Source organism: Myxococcus sp. XM-1-1-1, from assembly GCF_020037095.1.
Classification (GTDB): Bacteria; Myxococcota; Myxococcia; order Myxococcales; family Myxococcaceae; genus Myxococcus; species Myxococcus fulvus.
On sequence record NZ_JAIQDH010000008.1, the window covers coordinates 1 to 16,034 of the forward strand.

Here is a 16,034-nt window from a genome sequence, read left to right on the forward strand (position 1 = left end):
GACCACTCGGCCTGCACCGCGTCGGCGGGAAGCTCTTCCGTGGTGGCCCACTCGGGCTGCGCGGCGGGAGTCTCCGTTGACGTGGCAGACCACTCAGCCTGCACGGCATCGGCGGGAAGCTCTTCCGTAGCGGCCCACTCGGGCTGAGCGGCAGGCGTCTCCGTCGACGTGGCGGCCCACTCGGCTTGCACCGCATCGGCGGGAAGCTCTTCCGTGGCGGCCCACTCGGGCTGAGCGGCGGGAGTCTCCGTCGAGGACGAGGACCACTCGGCCTGCACCGCGTCGGCGGGAAGCTCTTCCGTAGCGGCCCACTCGGGCTGCGCGGCGGGAGTCTCCGTCGACGTGGCAGACCACTCAGCCTGCACGGCATCGGCGGGAAGCTCTTCCGTGGCGGCCCACTCGGGCTGCGCGGCAGGCGTCTCCGTCGATGAGGCAGACCCGTCGGTCTGCACCGCGTCCGGAGCAATCTCCGGCGTGGCCGCCCACTCAGCCTGCGTATCTGGCGTCTGCGCGGAGGACGCAGACCACTCCGACTGCACGGTGTCCGCGGGAAGCTCCTCGGCCGCCATCCATTCGGGCTGCGCTCCAGGCGACTCCGTCACGGGCGCGGACTCATCCGTCTGCACGGCGTCGGCAGGAAGCTCTTCCGTGGCGGCCCACTCGGACTGCGCGGCGGTGTTCTCCGACGTGTCGTGTGCCTGCTCCGTCTCGGACGCGCTCCACGCGGCCGAGGTCGCGTCCGCCGCGGCGTCGGTCGCCGGGGCCTCTGCTCCCGCCTCACCCGTCGACCACTCCGATGACGTGGTCGCCGCGAGTTCGCCCGCCGAGGCGCCTTCGCTCGTCGCGCTCCACTCGGGCTGTGCCTCGGACGTCGACCACTCGGTCGATGCCGCCTCCGCCGTCTGCTCTCCCGTCGCGTCCCAGGTGGGCTGCGCGGCCTCGGCGTTGGCCGAAGCCCATTCCGGCTGCAGCTCGATGACCTCCGAGCCCTGCGCCTCCGCGCTCCACTCCGCGGAACCACCCTCGGCCGGCGCCTCGCCGGAGGACCACTCCGCGCCGCCCGTCGTCTGTGACGCCATGCCCGCGCTGCTGGCCAGCGGCTCCAGCTCGCTCGACTGCGTGCTCCAGTCCTCCTCCGCGCCGCCGTAGGCCGGAAGGTCCAGGCTGCGCTCCGCCGAGGCGGTGAACTGCCCGGGCTCCAGGAAGTCTCCCGCGGTCGCGAGGGGAACGGCCTCCTCGGGGCTGCCGCTCAGGTCGAACGCATCCTGCGACGCGGGCGCGGCCTCCGTGTCGACCTCGATGGTGTCCGCCTGGAGGTCGGGTCCCACCTGCACGGAGCGAAGCTCCAACGAGGGAACCGTGCTCGAGCTGAAGGGCAGCGGCGTCGTCGAGACCGCCTCCGCTCCAACCTCCGCGACGTCGAGCGTGGGCGACTCGCCCGCGGATGTGCCGTCCTCGCCCGAGGTCGCCTGCGTGGCCGTGGAGGCCATCCACACCTCGGCGTCCGTCGCCTCCTGCGTGGGCTCAGGCTGCGTCGAGGCAGCCGTGTCATCCGTGGACGCGGACACCTCGCTGACGTCGGAGGCGTCGAGCGAGATCTCCTCGGCCGTGCCCGCATCGACGTCCCCAGCCGAGAGCTCCACGGTGGAGGACGACGCGTCGCTCACCTCCGAGGCCTCGAGCACCAACTCCTCCGCCACATCACCCGCGTCGAGCGCGATGGGCTCGGCGGACTCCATGGCGCCGACATCGATGATGTCGTTCGCGTCGGCGACCTCCGTCGGCGAGGACTCGAGTGGATCCACCGCCAGCGGAGCCGAGGCCCACGCCTCGTCCACGGGGGCCGACGAGAGGTCCTCCGCGAGCACCGGCTCGCTCTCCGCCGAGGCATCGAGCAGCTCGACCTCGGACGAGGGAACCTCCACATCGGAGGACTCGAGCGAGGACTCCTCGACGGGCTGCGCCTCCAGCACCGGCGTCTCGGCGACGTCCGGCGTCGTCTCGACCTCCAGGGAGAGGTCGGCGAAGGACGACTCGAGCGAAGACTCGGGCGCGTGCGCGGCGGCCGCGGGCTCCTCCGCGCCACCCAGCGCGCTGAAGTCATCCTCGGCGCTCGTCGGAACCTCCACGGGCGTCGCCGCCTCGGACCCCGACGCGACCTCCGCCTCGGAGACCTCCAGCACGTCCTCGAAAGAGGTGGCGTCAGAGGCGGGCGCGCTGACCTCGGGCGTCGCGGCGGGCGCCATCCACGGCGCGGGCTCGCTCAGCGCCGGGATGTCGATGTCGTCCGAGCTGAGGTGCAGGTTCTCCGGCTCGGCGGCGGGCTGCGGCGCGTAGGCGCTCGGGTCCTGCCCTGCCCAGCCCTGCTGCTGCGCATAGGCCTGGTTCGGATCATACCCCTGCTGCGCATACGCCTGGTTCGGATCATACCCCTGCTGCTGCGCGTAGGCCTGGTTCGGGTCGTAGCCCTGCTGCGCATAGGCCTGATTCGGGTCGTAGCCCTGCTGCGCATAGGCCTGATTCGGGTCGTAGCCCTGCTGCGGGTAGCCCGCGTAGGCCTGGTTCGGATCGTACGGCTGCTGGGCGTAGGCCTGGTTCGGGTCGTACCCCTGCTGGGCGTAGGCCTGGTTGGGGTCGTAGCCGGCGGGGTAGGCGTACCACTGGCCATCGGCGCCGTAGTAGCCCTGGGCCTGGTTGGGGTCGTAGCCGGCGGGGTAGGCGTACCACTGGCCGTCGGCGCCGTAGTAGCCCTGGGCCTGCTGGGCATAGGCCTGGTTGGGGTCGTAGCCGGCGGGGTAGGCGTACCACTGGCCATCGGCGCCGTAGTAGCCCTGGGGCGCGGCCTCCGGCTGCTGCCACGCGGAGGCGTCGGCGGGCGCATCCTGGATGCCGAGGAGACCACGCAGCTCACCCCAGCGAGCCTCCTCCACGGGAGACAGGCTTCCCAGCTTTCGCTTCTCGTCGAGGAAGCGAAACTCTCTCATTGCCGCGCGCGTGTCCGACATCCGTCACCTTGCTGCGGACGGCGGACTGCCCGGTTACCGTCGCAGCGCAAATGGGGGGGCTGCGAGTGTAGGTGACTCCCGGGGAGGGGTAAACCAAATGGACCGAGCTTGCCCGGCCGCTACCTCTTCTGGACCGACTCCTCGACCTCTTTTTCGAGGTCATCCATGGTCATCCCATAGTGGGTCAGTAACGCCTTCTCGAAGGAGGGCTGCCCCCGGCCCCTGCATACGGCTCGGGTGAGGGTCATCAGGCGGTAGGCCCCCTCACGGCGCATCAGCTCCTTAACCCCCAGTCCGGAGATGTCGTACGCCATCCCCGCGTTCCCCATCCGGATAGGGGGGATCTTCGTCATCGACCGGAGGCTCATGACGCGAACGTCCGACGTGGAGAGGAGGGCGTGAATCTGCTCCATCATGTCCGGGGTGGGGCCCGGGATGTCCAGGTACTTCCACTCCACGAACATGGCCACGCCCTCGCTGAACCACATGGGGAGGAAGGCGGTGTCGAGGTCACCACTGCCGCAGATCTCCGCCATGACGGCATGGACGTACTCATGGACGATGGTCGCCTTGTTCTGGCTGTTCAGTTCGGCGGCGTTGTTGATGTGGATGGCGTTGGTCTTGTAGATGCCCGCGACGCTGTTGGCGACCCTGTCACCGAACACGACGCGGAACTCCGCCGACGTGTAGAGGACGACCGTCACGGGCTGCTCACGCGTCTCGCCCAGGACCTTCTGGACGAAGTGGTGCGCCGTATCGAGTATCTCGACGATGCGGCCCTCGTACTCGGCGCGCTGGGCGAAGTCCCGGTCGTTGTTGAAGTAGGTGATGACGTACCGGCTGTTGGCGCGCACGCGCATGCCCAGGGAGTTCACGCCGGACTCGAAGCCGACGCGCGGCGTGCGCACGCTCATCCCTGGCCGCGTCTCCAGGGCCACGACGGTGGAGTCGTCGCCCGCCTGGGCGCTCGCCGGCCGTGTCTCAGCGCCCCGGGAGGGGGAGCCCCCGAGCTTCTTCTCGATGCGCGACGCCTCCGCCCGCGCCGAGTCCTCCTGCAGCGTCTGCTGCCGCGCCTGCTGGAGCAGCTTCTTCGCCTCCGCGGCCTCGCGGCTGCGCGGGGGCACCTTCTCCAGCGCCGCCTGGGCGCCCGCCGAGTCCTGCTCCTCCAGCAGCAGCTTGCCCAACTCCAGCGGGAAGGCGCCGTCCTTGGGGAAGAGCGTCACGCCCTTGACCAGGGTCGCCTCGGCCGCGGCGCGCTGCTCGGTCTTCCGGGCCGCGCTCGCCAGGCAGCGCAGCGCGGGAGCGGACTCCTGGAACACCACGGCGCGCTCGCCCAGCGAGTACGCCATCACCGCGTCGTCCTTCAGCAGGGCCTGGCAGCCCTTCACGAGCGCGCCGGACACCCCGGCGCGCTGCTCGGGGGGCACCGCCGTCGCGTCACCGGAGGAGAAGGCCAGGTACAGCTCCTCCCAGGCCTTCTGTCCGGAGAGCTCCTTCGCCTTCTGGGCGGGGGTTTGCGGAGTGGCGGCGACCAGCAGCGCGACGAGCAGGGAACGCATGGGCCCAGTATGGCCGACCCCCTCGGGCCGCGTGCAAGGCCCCCTCCCGTTACTTCCGGGCCACCTGCCAGCCCAGCTCCTCCAGGGCCTGCTCCAGCTCGCGGATGTGAGAGGGGCCCGTGGTCTCCAGCGTCACCTCCACCATGGCCTCGCCCAGCCCCGCCTTGGAGAAGGCGCGCTCGTGGTGCAGGTCCACCACGTTGGCCCTCAGGTCCGCGATGCGCGTCGTCAGCCGCGCGAGCATGCCGGGCCGGTCCGGCAGCCGCACCTCGAGCTGCACCAGGCGGCCCGCCTTCACCAGGCCCCGCTCGATGATGCGGCTGATGACGTTCATGTCGATGTTGCCGCCGCTCAGGATGATGGCGGTGCGCTTGCCCTTCGCCTGGGGCACGTGCCCGTTGAGCACCGCGGCCACGCCCACCGCGCCCGCGCCCTCCACCACGCTCTTCTCCTGCTCGAGCAGCGTGAGGATGGCGGCGGCGATCTCCTCCTCGTCCACCGACACGATGGTGTCCACGTACCTGCGCACCATCTCGAAGGTGAGCTCGCCCACCCGCTTCACCGCGATGCCGTCCGCGATGGTGGTCCCCGCCGCCGGCAGCTCCATCAGCTTCCCCGCCGCGACGGAGGCCTTCATGCTGTCGATGGTGGACGTCTGCACGCCGATGACCTGGATGCCGGGCTTCTTCTCCTTCAGCGCGCAGGCGATGCCGGAGATGAGCCCGCCGCCGCCGATGGGCACCAGCACCACCTCCACGTCCGGCCACTGCTCGAGCAGCTCCAGGCCGATGGTGCCCTGGCCCGCGATGACGTGCGGGTCGTTGAAGGGGTGCACGAAGACCAGCCCCTCGGCCTGCTGGATGCGCAGCGCCTCCGCGTAGGCCTCGTCGTAGTTGGTGCCCTTGAGCACCACGCGCGCGCCGTAGTCGTCGCGCGTGCGAGACACCTTGATGAGCGGCGTGCGCTCCGGCATGACGATGGTGGCCTTCACCCCCAGCCGGCGCGCGTGGTACGCGACGCCCTGCGCGTGGTTGCCGGCGGACGCGGCGATGACGCCCCGCTGGCGCTCCTCCGGCGACAGCGTCAAGAGCTTGTTGAGCGCGCCGCGCTCCTTGAAGGCGCCGGTGCGCTGGAGGTTCTCCAGCTTGAAGTACACCGCGCCGCACTCGGTGCGCTCGGTGAAGTAGTCCGAGGCGGGGCAGGGCGTGGGCCGGATGGCGTCGCGCAGACGCTCCCGCGCGGTGAGGATGTCCTGGAGGGTGACCATGAGCGTGCGCGTCTAGCGGAAGCGCGCCCCGGGCGGAAGGGACAGCCTGCACCGGACCTGGGGCCCCGACGCGTTGCCGCGATGCGGCAGGCTCGCCCGCCCGGGGGACGGACGGGCGCCCGGAGTATCAGATGCCGCGCAGCACGGTGGCCTTGCCCACCCGGCCGATGGCGAGGATGTAGGCCGCCGTCCGCATGGAGACCTTGCGCGAGCGGGCAATCTGCGCCACGCGCTCGTAGGCCTCCTTCATCGTCTTCTCCAGCTCCGCGTTGACGCGGTCCTCTTCCCAGGACAGGTGCTGGAGGTTCTGCACCCACTCGAAGTAGCTCACCGTGACGCCGCCGGAGCTGGCGAGCACGTCCGGCACCACGAAGATGCCGCGCTTCTCGAAGATTTCGTCCGCCTCCGGCTGGGTGGGGCCGTTGGCGCCCTCGATGATGAGCCGCGCGCGGACATGGTTGGCGTTGTCGCGGGTGAGCACGTGGCCCAGCGCGGCGGGGATGAGCACCTCGCAGTCGGCCGCGAGCACCTCCTCGTTGGTGCACGCCGTGCCGCCCGTGAAGCCCGTCACCGTGCCGGTGCGCTTGACGTGCTCGAAGAGCGACGGGATGTCCAGGCCCGCGGGGTTGCGGATGCCGCCCAGCACGTCCGCCACGGCCACCACCACGCCGCCGTCCTCCCACAACAGCTGCGCGGTGTGGCTGCCCACGTTGCCGAAGCCCTGCACCGCGAAGCGCGTGCCCTTCACCGGCAGGCCCAAATCCCTCAGGATTTCACGGCACACGTACAACAGGCCGCGCCCGGTGGCCGCCTCGCGGCCCTTGGAGCCGTACAGCTCCAGCGGCTTGCCCGTGACGACGGCGGGCGAGTGGCCGTGGTAGCGCGAGTACTGGTCCATGATCCACGCCATCACCTGGGGGTTGGTGTTGACGTCGGGGGCGGGGATGTCCCGCGTGGGACCGATGACGTCCTGGATCTGGTCGACGAACTTGCGCGTCAGCCGCTCCAGCTCCTTGAGGCTCAGCTGCGACGGGTCGCACGCGATGCCGCCCTTGGCGCCGCCGTAGGGCACGTTCACCACGGCCGTCTTCCACGTCATCAGCGACGCGAGCGACGAGGACTCGTCCTGGTTCAGCGCGGGGTGGTAGCGCAGGCCGCCCTTCATGGGGCCGCGGCTGTTGTCGTGCTGGATGCGGTAGCCGAGGAAGGTGCGAATCTCCCCGGAGTCCATCTCGATGGAGACCTGGACCTTCACCTCGCGCAGGGGCGTGGCGAGCAGCGTTTCGATGGGGGTTCCCACGTCCATGATCCGCGCGGCCTTGCGGAAGTAGTAGTTGGTACCCTCGACGGCGCTCATGATTCGCAGGGCTCCTGGTGGCGGTGGACCCGGGTGGGCCCGCACCGCGCGCGAGACCTTAACAGAAGGGGTGCGCTACCATAGGAAACTGCCATGTCACCCGGTCCCCCGGATGCTTCCACGGTGAACGGACACCTGCAGGGCCTGGCCCGACGGATTCGCGCGCTGAGGGAGCGCCGGGGCCTCACCCAGGAGGACTTCGCCGTCCGGTGCGGCATCTCCGTGTCCTTCGCGTCGCTGCTGGAGCGCGGGGAGCGCAGCCCCAGCTACGAGACGCTCCTCCAGGTGGCCTCCGCGCTGGAGATGCCCCTGTGGGAGCTGCTCCGGGTGGAGGACGTGGACGACGCCGGGGGCCACCGGCTGGAGGGCTTCGCGCGCACCCGTCACCTCTCCCGTCCGGACGTGGACCGGCTGCTCGAGGTGGCGGAGGTGATGTTCAGCGGCGGCCCGTCGGCGACGCGGCCCGCGCGGCCCGAGCCCGTCCCGTGCTCGCAAGCGGGCTGCGAGCGGCCCGTGCTGGCCCGGGGCCTGTGCACCGCGCACTACCACCGGGAGCGGCGCAGGAAGGCCGCCGCGTCCGAGGAACCCTGAGAGGAGGGCTTGGGCACGGCCCGCCTGGGACTGACGCGCGGCACGCCTCGCGCGGGGCCCTTGTCCGAGCCCTCCGCGCCCATGGCGTCCGGCATGGCCCGAAGGCCCGCCGGACGCCCATGCGGTGCGACTACTTCTTGCGAGCGCGCTCGACCTTCAGCGTGCGCTCACCGTGCTGCTTGCCGTGCGTCGCCTCGAAGCCCGCGGCGTCCTCGTCCGCGACGAACACGTACGCGTACGTGGGGCGCAGGTCCATGCGCACCACCTTGCCGGCCGGAGCCCCGGCGGCCTCGAGCGCGCTGGTGACGCCCGCCTCGTCCAGGCCGTCCTGCTTGCCCAGGCCCACCCACAGGCGCACCTGGCCCGGCAGGTCCGGCAGCGCCTCGTGACGCGGGCGACGCTCCTCGCGTGAACCGCGCGGACGGTGCCGTTCAATCTTCAGCACCTTCTCGCCGTGCTGCTTTCCGTTGAGCGCCTCGAAGCCCGCCGCGTCCGCCTCGGCCACGTACGCGTAGCCGTAGGTGGGGCGCAGCAGCGCCTTGAGCACCTTGCCGGCGGGAGCCCCCGCGGCCTCCAGGGCGGCGGGCAGCTTCGCCTCGTCCATCCCGTCGTCCATGCCCAGGTTGGTCCACAGCTTCACCTCGCCGGGGCCCGCGTCCGGGGACGGGGGCGGACGGGTGCCGGGCTCACGCTCGGTGCGCGGCTTGCTCTTCTCCACGCGCAGCGTCTTCGTCCCGTGCTGCTTGCCGTTGAGCGTCTCGAACGCCGCGCTGTCCTCCTCCGCGACGAAGACGTACGCGAACGTGGGGCGCAGCTCCGCGCGCACCACCTTCCCCAGGGGCGCGCCCGCGTCCTCCAGCGCCGTGGCGATGCTGCCCGGCCCCAGGCCATCCGCGGTCCCCAGGTTCACCCACAGCTTCGCCTCGCCGGGGCCCGCCTCCAGCGCGGCGGCGCCGCCACGGCCGGAGTCACGCTCCCGCCGGGGCTCGTCGCGGCGCGGACGGCGCTCGCGGTCCGGATGCTCCGGACGCGCCATGGGCTTCTCACCGCGCTCGCGACGGTCCTCGCGCTCACGACGCTCGCCCCGGCCACCGCGCTCCTCGCGGTCCCGACGACGGCCCTCGCCGCCGCTGGACTTGCGCTCGGGCGCGGGCTCGCGGCGCTCCGTCTCCTGGGCCGCCTGCAGCTTCTCCATGCGCAGGTGGCTGAAGAAGTACTTGAGCAGGAACGCGACCAGGTCATCCGCGTTGGGGCGGTTCTTCAACTGCGCGGCCAGGGGCAGGAAGCCCTCGAAAATCGAGCCGCCGGCGGCCTCCTGGATTTCGCGCACGTGGCGCTCGGTCCAAAGGCGCATCGCCTCCTCGGGGGCGGGCATCTCCTGCTTGTCGAACTTGATGCCGTACTTCTTCTCCAGCGCGGTGTACGTGGCCAGCTCGCGCCCGGAGAAGAGGTTGATGGCCGTGCCCTTGTTGCCGATGCGGCCGGTGCGGCCCACGCGATGCAGGTAGACGGCCGGGTCCTCGGGCAGCGAGTAGTTGATGACGTACTCCAGCCCGGAGATGTCGATGCCGCGCGCCGCGATGTCCGTGGCGACCATGAAGGCCACCTCGCCGCGCTTCACTTTGCCCATCACCCGCTCGCGCTCCTTCTGCGGCAGGTCTCCGTTGAGCAGCTCCGCGTCGAAGCCGTTGCGGTTGAGCACCGCCGTCACCAGCGCCGTGTCATCCCGCGTGTTGCAGAAGATGATGGCGTTGGGCGGCTCCTCCTTCTCCAGGATGTAGATGAGGTTGCGCGGCTTGGGGAAGGCGTCCGACACGTCGTAGCGGACGTGGTGGATGTGCTCCACGGTGAAGACGTCGCCGGAGAGCAAGAGCGTCTCCGCGTTCGTCGTGTACCGGGCGATGAGGTTCTGGATGTCCGTGGGGACGGTGGCGCTGAAGAGCAGCACCTGGCGCGACTTCGGAAGGCGGTCGAGGATGCGGGTGACCTCCTCGTAGAAGCCCTGGTTGAGCATCTCGTCGGCTTCGTCCAGCACCGCGTGGTCGCACCCGTCCAGCTTCAGGTTGCCGCGGTTGATGTGGTCGAACACGCGGCCGGGCGTGCCCACGATGATGGGCGTGCCCTCCTCGAGCGCGTCCTCCTGCTGCTTCATGGAGGCGCCGCCGTAGATGGCCGCCACCTTCACGCCCTTGTACTTGGCCAGGAGCGTCAGCTCCTCCGCCACCTGCAGCGCCAGCTCGCGCGTGGGGCAGAGGATGAGCGCGCGCACGCGCTTCTCATCCGCGGGAATCTTCTCCAGCAGCGGCAGGCCGAACGCGGCCGTCTTCCCCGTGCCCGTCTTGCTGCGGACAATCAGGTCCTTTCCCTCGATGGCGGGCCGGAAGGCGCGCGCCTGGACAGGGGTGGGGTGGGTGTAGCCGCGCTCCGCCAGCGCGCGGCGGAGGGGCTCGGACAGATTCATGTCGTCGAAGCCGATGTCCGCGATGTATTCGGCGGGACGCGTCGGGGCTTCGTCAGTGGCCGGGCTGCCCGGCGCGGTGGGCTCTTGGATGTCGCTCATCAAGCAGGGGCATAGCCCCTGCATTACCCTCTGGCAACAATCGCGGCACTTTGGGGTATGGAGAGCCGATGGCGAGTGGAGGGAAGAGAACCAAAGGAACGTCGCCCGGACGCCGGGCGAAGCGGGCGCCCGCGAGCGCCCCCGCCAGGGCGGATACCGTCGACGCCGAGGTCGAGGACACCGGGGTGGAGGCCTCCCCAGACCCGGATTCCCTGGAGCCGGACGAGGCCGAGCTGACCGACGTGGAGCCCGAGGAGGAGGCCGCTCCCCGGCCCGCCCAGGCCCTGGTCCGGGCGAGCGAGTCGGGGCTGTCCAACCGGGACCCGCTGCAGGCCTACATGGCCGAGGTGACGCGCCACCCCCTTTTGACGCGCGAGGAGGAGCTGGCCCTGTCGCGGCACTACCGCGAGACGGGGGACGTCAGGACGGCGTACCGGCTGGTGGCCTCCAACCTGCGGCTGGTGGTGAAGCTGGCCCACGAGTACCACCGCAACCCCCTGTCCCTGCTGGATTTGGTGCAGGAGGGGAACATCGGGCTGATGCAGGCGGTGAAGAAGTACGACCCGGAGCGGGGCGTGAAGCTCTCCAGCTACGCGGCCTGGTGGATACGCGCGTACATCCTCCGCTACATCATGGACAACTGGAAGATGGTGAAGCTGGGGACCACCGAGGCCCAGCGCAAGCTCTTCTTCAAGCTGCGCCAGGAGCAGGAGAAGCTCATCGCCCAGGGCTTCGAGGCGAGCCCCAAGCTGCTGGCGGAGCGGCTCAACGTCTCCGAGCAGGACGTGATGGAGATGGACCAGCGGCTGGGGCACGACGAGGTGTCCATCGACGCGCCGCTGGGCGGGGACGACGAGGGCTCGCGGGCCACGCGCGCGGACCGCTACCTGCCGTCGGGCGCGGTGCCCGCCGACGAGCGGCTGGGCGCCGAGCAGCTCAAGGCCCTGTTCCGCGAGAAGCTCGCCGAGTTCTCCCGGACGCTGGAGGGCAAGGAGCGCTTCATCTTCGAGAACCGCCTCACCTCCGACGAGCCCCTGACGCTGCAGGACATCGGCGACAAGTACGGCGTCAGCCGCGAGCGCGCCCGTCAGATTGAAGCCGCCCTGATTGCGCGGATGCGGGAGTTCATGCGCGAACACATCCCGGACTTCGACCTGGTGGCCACGCCCAAGAGCTGACGGACCGGCCCGGGCGGGGGGCTGCCCGGTGGAGAGGTGGGGGCGTTATGCTGGGCGCCCCCGTCTCCGCGGGTCGGAGGTTGCTCCATGCGCAGTCTGCTCGTCGTCGTGCTGTGCCTGCTGGCGGGGTGCTCCCGCTCGCTCCGGGAGAACTACCAGCGCGACAAGGCGGCCAGCCATGTCTACCAGCGCACGCTGCCGGACCTGTGGCCGGAGGTGAAGGCGCACCTCCAGAAGGAGGGCTACTCCTGGAAGGAGATGCCGGGCCGCTACGTGCTGGAGACGGAGTGGCGCGACGCGGGGGGCGGCACGCTGGGGCCCACGTCGTCCTCGCGCTTCCTGATTGAGGGCCACACGCTGCCCAACGGCGGCAGCATCCTCCGGGTGATGCGCGGCAACCGGATGTCGCAGGCCATCGGCGGGGGCAACGTGGAGCAGCGAATCGCCCAGGGAGGCTCCGCCCGCGCGCAGGAGGAGCAGGCCGTGGCGCGCGCCAACGCCAACACCACCGGCGTGCTGCCCACGCAGCAGAGCTACGCGAGGGACTTGGAGCTGGAGCTGGAGCTCTTGCGGCGCATCGAGCCCGACGCGGCCGGCCGGCTGGCGCAGCAGGCGGCGCTCGAGTACCCCTGAACCAGGGGCCCTCCCAGCGCCGCCCGGCGCGTCACTTCTTCCAGGGGCGGGAGATGACGCAGGCGTTGATGCCGCCCACGCCCATGGACAGCTTGCCCGCGCAGCCTTCGGGCGCGGCCTGGGCCTCGTCGAAGACGAAGCGGCCGTGGACGCGCGAAATCTGCTGGTTGAGCTCCGTCTTCTTCAGCGGCGTGGGGAACACCTGCCCGCGCCCGTAGCCCAGGTACTGCGCCGTCAGCTCCCAGCCGCCGCCCGCGGACATGCCGTGGCCGAAGGTGCCCTTGCGCGCGGTGATGAGCACCGACTCCGGCATCACGTCGCGCAGGTTCTGGACCTCCAGGTAGTCCCCCGGCGTCGCGGTGGCGTGCAGGTCCCAGCTGCCCACGTCGGCGGGGCCGCAGCCCGCCTGGGCCAGCGCCTCGCGGATGGCCAGCGTGGGGCCCTCCTTGGACGGGGTGATGATGTGGTCCGCGTCCGCGGTGACGCCCACGGAGACGGGCTCCATGCCCAGGGGCTTGAAGCCCTTGGCCGTGAAGTAGTCGTAGTCGCCCAGCACCCAGACCACCGCGCCGCCCGCGATGTGCGTGCCGCGCAGGGCGGTGAGGGGCTTGGAGATGGCCGCGTCCGCGGAGATGACGCGCGCGTTGTAGAAGCCGCCCACGACGAGCGGGTTGGGCGCCGCGTCCGTCATGCCCATGACGACGGCCTTCGCCTCACCCAGCTGCAGGGCGTTCATCGCCAGCTTCAGCCCGTAGCCGAACGACGAGCACGCGGCCACCGGGGCGAACGTCATGCCGGTGATGCGGCCGAGCATCGAAATCTGCGAGGCGGGCGTGTTGTGGATGTTCCACAGCACGTTGGAGGACACGGCGTTCCAGGGCGGCTCCGGCGCGCTCCACTTCTTCTGCAGCCGGGCGTTGCGCGTGCGCTTCTCCTTGATGACGGCCAGCTTCGCGGACTCCACGTCCGCGCCGTCCGGCACGCCGATGGCCTCGATGTCGCGCAGCTCCGCCAGGTACTCGCGCAGCTCCGTGGAGCGGCCCGTCCAGTAGTGCCACCACGCGTCCTCGGCCTCGTCGCGCACGCCCTCGTCCACCGTGGACGGCTCGGGCGGCACGCCCTCGGCGGGCTCGCGCGTCTCCAGCCACTGGCGCAGCACCGCGTTGCGCTCGGGCGCGGACCAGAAGCGGTCCCACCGGCGCTGGGCGCGGTACAAATCCAGCGAGATGGATTGGATGGTGGGCAGGTCCCCCAGGCCCGTGCCCACGTACACGTGCGCGCGGGGCCCCAGGGCTTGCAGCTCCTGCTCCAGGCCCGGGTTCTGCGCGAGCGACTGGATGAACGCGCCGATGGCGAACTGCGTCGGCTGCCCCATCTTCCGCTCCAGCTGGGAGAAGCGGTTGGCGGGGAAGCGCTCGTCGATCCACGGCTTGTAGTCCGCCAGCTGGAAGTCCGGCGTACCGACCAGGAAGTTGTCCGGCCCGAAGCCGTTGAAGGGGGACAGCCAGCTCTCGGAGGACGCGAGGTTCCTCTCGAACGCCTCGATGTTCCTGGACCGGGGGGCGACGACGCCCCAGCCGAAGATGCCAACTCTGCGCACGGTGTGACTTTCCTTGGGCCGCTAGGGGGCGAGCGGCTCAATCTTCAAATTGTCGAAGTGGACGCGGGTCTGCCAGCCCGAGAACCCGAAGTACTGGTTGCGCGAGCCCTCGAGGGGCGTGGCGTCTTTGAGGGTCAGGAACGGCTGGCCGTCCAGCTCCCAGGCGAGGGTGTCACCGCGGCGGGTCAGCTTGAAGTGGTGGCGCTTGCCCGGCACCACCGCGGCCCCATCCCGCGTGACGCGGTCGGGCGTGTGCTCGCTCCTGCGGGCGATGGCGGACTGGGTGTTCTTCCAGCCGCCGAAGATGAACACGTAGCCGGTGGCGGTGTACTGCAGCCGCAAATCACCCGCGTAGAACGAGCGGCCGTCGCCCCAGGCCTCCACCTTGATGTCGCCCTGCGGGCTGTCCGTCCATGCGTCGAACTCGATGACCGCGTCGCGGGGCAAAGGGCGCTTGAGCCACACGGGGCGGTTGTGGAGCTGCTCCACCACCAGCGCGCCGTCGACGATGCGCGTCGCGGTGGGGTTGGTGACGTTCCACGCGTCGCCGAGCGTGTCGCGCTCGAAGTCGTCCGCGTACGGACCCGGGGGGATGGCCGGCGTCACGGCCGCGACCTTGGCGGGCAGCCGGTCCGGCGTGTCCACGCGCAGGTTGTCCCAGAAGATCTGCGACTCGAAGCCGGACAGGCCCAGCCGGTCGTGCCCCGGCCCCTTGAGCGGGCGCGGGTCATCCAGCTCCAGGAACAGCTCCCCGTCGATGGACCAGCGCAAGAGCGTGCCCCGGCGCTCGATGCGCCAGTGGTACGTGCGGCCCGCCTGCACCGGCGTGCCCCGCGCCTCCACCTTCACCCGGGTGTCGTCCTTGAACACGGAAGCCAGGTCCGCGGCGGCGCCCGACGACTCCGCCTTGCGCTGCGCGCGGCGCTGGAGCGCGTCCAGCGTGGGCGCGTTCAAGTCCAGCCGGGCGATGGCCGACACGGAGTTGTTCTGGCCGCCCTGCATCAGCACGTAGCCGGAAGCCGGGTCCACGCCGTTGCCGAAGAGCTCCACCCGGATGTCGCCCTCGGGCAGCTCCGAGCGCACGTCCAGCTCCACCGCCACGTCGTCCGGCAGCGGCGCCTGCAGCCACAGCGGGTTGTTCTTCACCCCCGGCGCCAGCAGCTCGCCCTGAATCACCCGCCAGTAGCCGCCCGTGGTGAAGAAGTCGCGCTTCACCACGCCCGGGTCGCTGAAGTCCTGGGTGTAGGGGATTGTCGCCGTCACCTCCGCGTCACCGCGGAAGAGGACGTAGTGGATGAGGGGGAACTGGATGACGACGATGAGGCCGACGAGCACGGCCCAGCCCCGGCGCGACAGTCCCTCGGGCTTCACCCATGCTCCCTGAGCCAGGGGCTCCTGCCCGGGGGATGGCTCCGGGGGGGACTCCTGCTTCTCCTTCTCCTTGCGCCTGGCCTGGCCCATCAATCCTTCGGGGGTTTTCCGGGGGGAAAGGCGGCGGAATCTACGCGCCACCCGGGTGGAGGTAAAGCACGGCCGACGACCGGGGGAGGCTGGCTACTTGACCCCCCAACGTTTCTCGAGCGCCCGTTGCTCCGCCTGCCGCAGCTTCACGCGCTCCTTCTCCGCGCGCTGCTTGTCGGCCTCCTCGGGGGAGGGGCGCATGGCCAGCTGGTAGACGGAGCCCGCGATGGCGAACATGCCCGCCGCGACGATGACGCCCCAGGGACGGCTCGCCACCGCCTCCACCAGGCTGCCGAACTGGTGCAGCGCCGCCAGCGCGCCGATGACGAGCACCCACCCGCCCGCCGCGGAGGCGACGAGCGCGCTGACCACCCGGTGCAGGAGCGCGCCCACCAGCCCGCCGATGATGAACCCCGGCGCGAAGCCGAGCAGGAAGTCCTGCGGGCCGGCGATCTGCCCGGCCACCAGGCCCAGCGGCACGCCCAGGCCCACGAAGGTGATGGCGGGCGGGAAGAGGAAGCCCAGCACCAGCAGCACCCCCGCGGCGATGGACGGCGCCCGGGGGTCCAGGTCCGGCAGGCCCAGCTTCACGGCCACCGCGCCCGTCCACACCAGGCCCAGCAGCGCGCCGATGGGGCCGGCGAGCACCCGGAACACCCGGGGGCCTCCGCCGACCAGGAGCAGCGTCACCCCGAGGACACAGCAGACGATGCCCGCCCACATCGGCAGCAGCCGGTAGATGGCGACCCAGCCCGACGGATTGAACTCCTGATAGGCCCTGAGTGCCTGGAGGAGGCCTTCCATGACTTCCGACTCCTTCGCA

At 70.8% G+C, this 16,034-nt stretch carries 10 protein-coding genes and 1 pseudogene; 3 read left to right on the plus strand and 8 right to left on the minus strand.

Translation table 11 applies throughout. From position 1 onward, the window contains the following. From K8640_RS17315 to K8640_RS17330, 4 genes and pseudogenes are all read right to left on the minus strand, one after another. Positions 1 to 2,984, minus strand: a pseudogene (locus tag K8640_RS17315) (hypothetical protein); the annotation flags it as partial. Positions 2,985 to 3,124: 140 nt separating this feature from the next. After that, a complete protein-coding gene (locus K8640_RS17320) occupies positions 3,125 to 4,564 on the minus strand; it encodes a peptidase MA family metallohydrolase (protein ID WP_141323531.1) in 1,440 nt (479 codons plus the stop codon). 49 nt (positions 4,565 to 4,613) lie between these two features. Then, complete coding sequence (ilvA, locus tag K8640_RS17325) at positions 4,614 to 5,831, minus strand: threonine ammonia-lyase (RefSeq protein ID WP_223748034.1); 1,218 nt, start codon at positions 5,829 to 5,831, stop codon at positions 4,614 to 4,616. A gap of 127 nt (positions 5,832 to 5,958) precedes the next feature. Next, complete coding sequence (locus K8640_RS17330) at positions 5,959 to 7,188, minus strand: Glu/Leu/Phe/Val dehydrogenase (protein ID WP_223748035.1); 1,230 nt, start codon at positions 7,186 to 7,188, stop codon at positions 5,959 to 5,961. A gap of 93 nt (positions 7,189 to 7,281) precedes the next feature. On the opposite strand from K8640_RS17330, the gene K8640_RS17335 reads away from it, so the two are divergent. Then, a complete protein-coding gene (locus K8640_RS17335; RefSeq protein WP_223748036.1) occupies positions 7,282 to 7,779 on the plus strand; it encodes a helix-turn-helix domain-containing protein in 498 nt (165 codons plus the stop codon). 130 nt (positions 7,780 to 7,909) lie between these two features. Here K8640_RS17335 and K8640_RS17340 read toward each other — a convergent pair whose 3' ends face one another. Continuing rightward, positions 7,910 to 10,339, minus strand: a complete 2,430-nt coding sequence (locus K8640_RS17340; RefSeq protein WP_223748037.1) for a DEAD/DEAH box helicase — start codon at positions 10,337 to 10,339, stop codon at positions 7,910 to 7,912. Positions 10,340 to 10,407: 68 nt separating this feature from the next. Between K8640_RS17340 and K8640_RS17345 the strand changes: the two genes are divergently transcribed. Beyond that, positions 10,408 to 11,517, plus strand: a complete 1,110-nt coding sequence (locus K8640_RS17345) for an RNA polymerase factor sigma-32 (RefSeq protein ID WP_223748038.1) — start codon at positions 10,408 to 10,410, stop codon at positions 11,515 to 11,517. Positions 11,518 to 11,604: 87 nt separating this feature from the next. Next, on the plus strand, positions 11,605 to 12,150 hold the full coding sequence (locus K8640_RS17350; protein ID WP_223748039.1) for a hypothetical protein: 546 nt from the start codon (positions 11,605 to 11,607) through the stop codon (positions 12,148 to 12,150). 31 nt (positions 12,151 to 12,181) lie between these two features. Here the strand turns inward: K8640_RS17350 and K8640_RS17355 are convergent, their stop codons facing one another. The 3 genes from K8640_RS17355 to K8640_RS17365 form a co-directional block, all read right to left on the minus strand. Further along, on the minus strand, positions 12,182 to 13,750 hold the full coding sequence (locus K8640_RS17355; protein WP_223748040.1) for a beta-ketoacyl synthase N-terminal-like domain-containing protein: 1,569 nt from the start codon (positions 13,748 to 13,750) through the stop codon (positions 12,182 to 12,184). Positions 13,751 to 13,771: 21 nt separating this feature from the next. Then, a complete protein-coding gene (locus K8640_RS17360; RefSeq protein WP_255653188.1) occupies positions 13,772 to 15,211 on the minus strand; it encodes a hypothetical protein in 1,440 nt (479 codons plus the stop codon). Positions 15,212 to 15,304: 93 nt separating this feature from the next. Continuing rightward, entirely contained in the window at positions 15,305 to 16,015 is a 711-nt protein-coding gene (locus tag K8640_RS17365; RefSeq protein ID WP_223748042.1) for a hypothetical protein, read from the minus strand. Positions 16,016 to 16,034 lie beyond the last annotated feature (19 nt).

What these genes read in the sequence shown, in the direction of transcription:
- K8640_RS17320 (WP_141323531.1), bottom strand. Translation starts at nt 4,564, where the DNA reads ATGCGTTCCCTGCTCGTCGCGCTGCTGGTCGCCGCCACTCCGCAAACC.
- K8640_RS17340 (WP_223748037.1), bottom strand. Translation starts at nt 10,339, where the DNA reads ATGAGCGACATCCAAGAGCCCACCGCGCCGGGCAGCCCGGCCACTGAC.
- K8640_RS17365 (WP_223748042.1), bottom strand. Translation starts at nt 16,015, where the DNA reads ATGGAAGGCCTCCTCCAGGCACTCAGGGCCTATCAGGAGTTCAATCCG.
- K8640_RS17330 (WP_223748035.1), bottom strand. Translation starts at nt 7,188, where the DNA reads ATGAGCGCCGTCGAGGGTACCAACTACTACTTCCGCAAGGCCGCGCGG.
- K8640_RS17360 (WP_255653188.1), bottom strand. Translation starts at nt 15,211, where the DNA reads ATGGGCCAGGCCAGGCGCAAGGAGAAGGAGAAGCAGGAGTCCCCCCCG.
- K8640_RS17335 (WP_223748036.1), top strand. Translation starts at nt 7,282, where the DNA reads ATGTCACCCGGTCCCCCGGATGCTTCCACGGTGAACGGACACCTGCAG.
- ilvA (WP_223748034.1), bottom strand. Translation starts at nt 5,831, where the DNA reads ATGGTCACCCTCCAGGACATCCTCACCGCGCGGGAGCGTCTGCGCGAC.
- K8640_RS17350 (WP_223748039.1), top strand. Translation starts at nt 11,605, where the DNA reads ATGCGCAGTCTGCTCGTCGTCGTGCTGTGCCTGCTGGCGGGGTGCTCC.
- K8640_RS17345 (WP_223748038.1), top strand. Translation starts at nt 10,408, where the DNA reads ATGGCGAGTGGAGGGAAGAGAACCAAAGGAACGTCGCCCGGACGCCGG.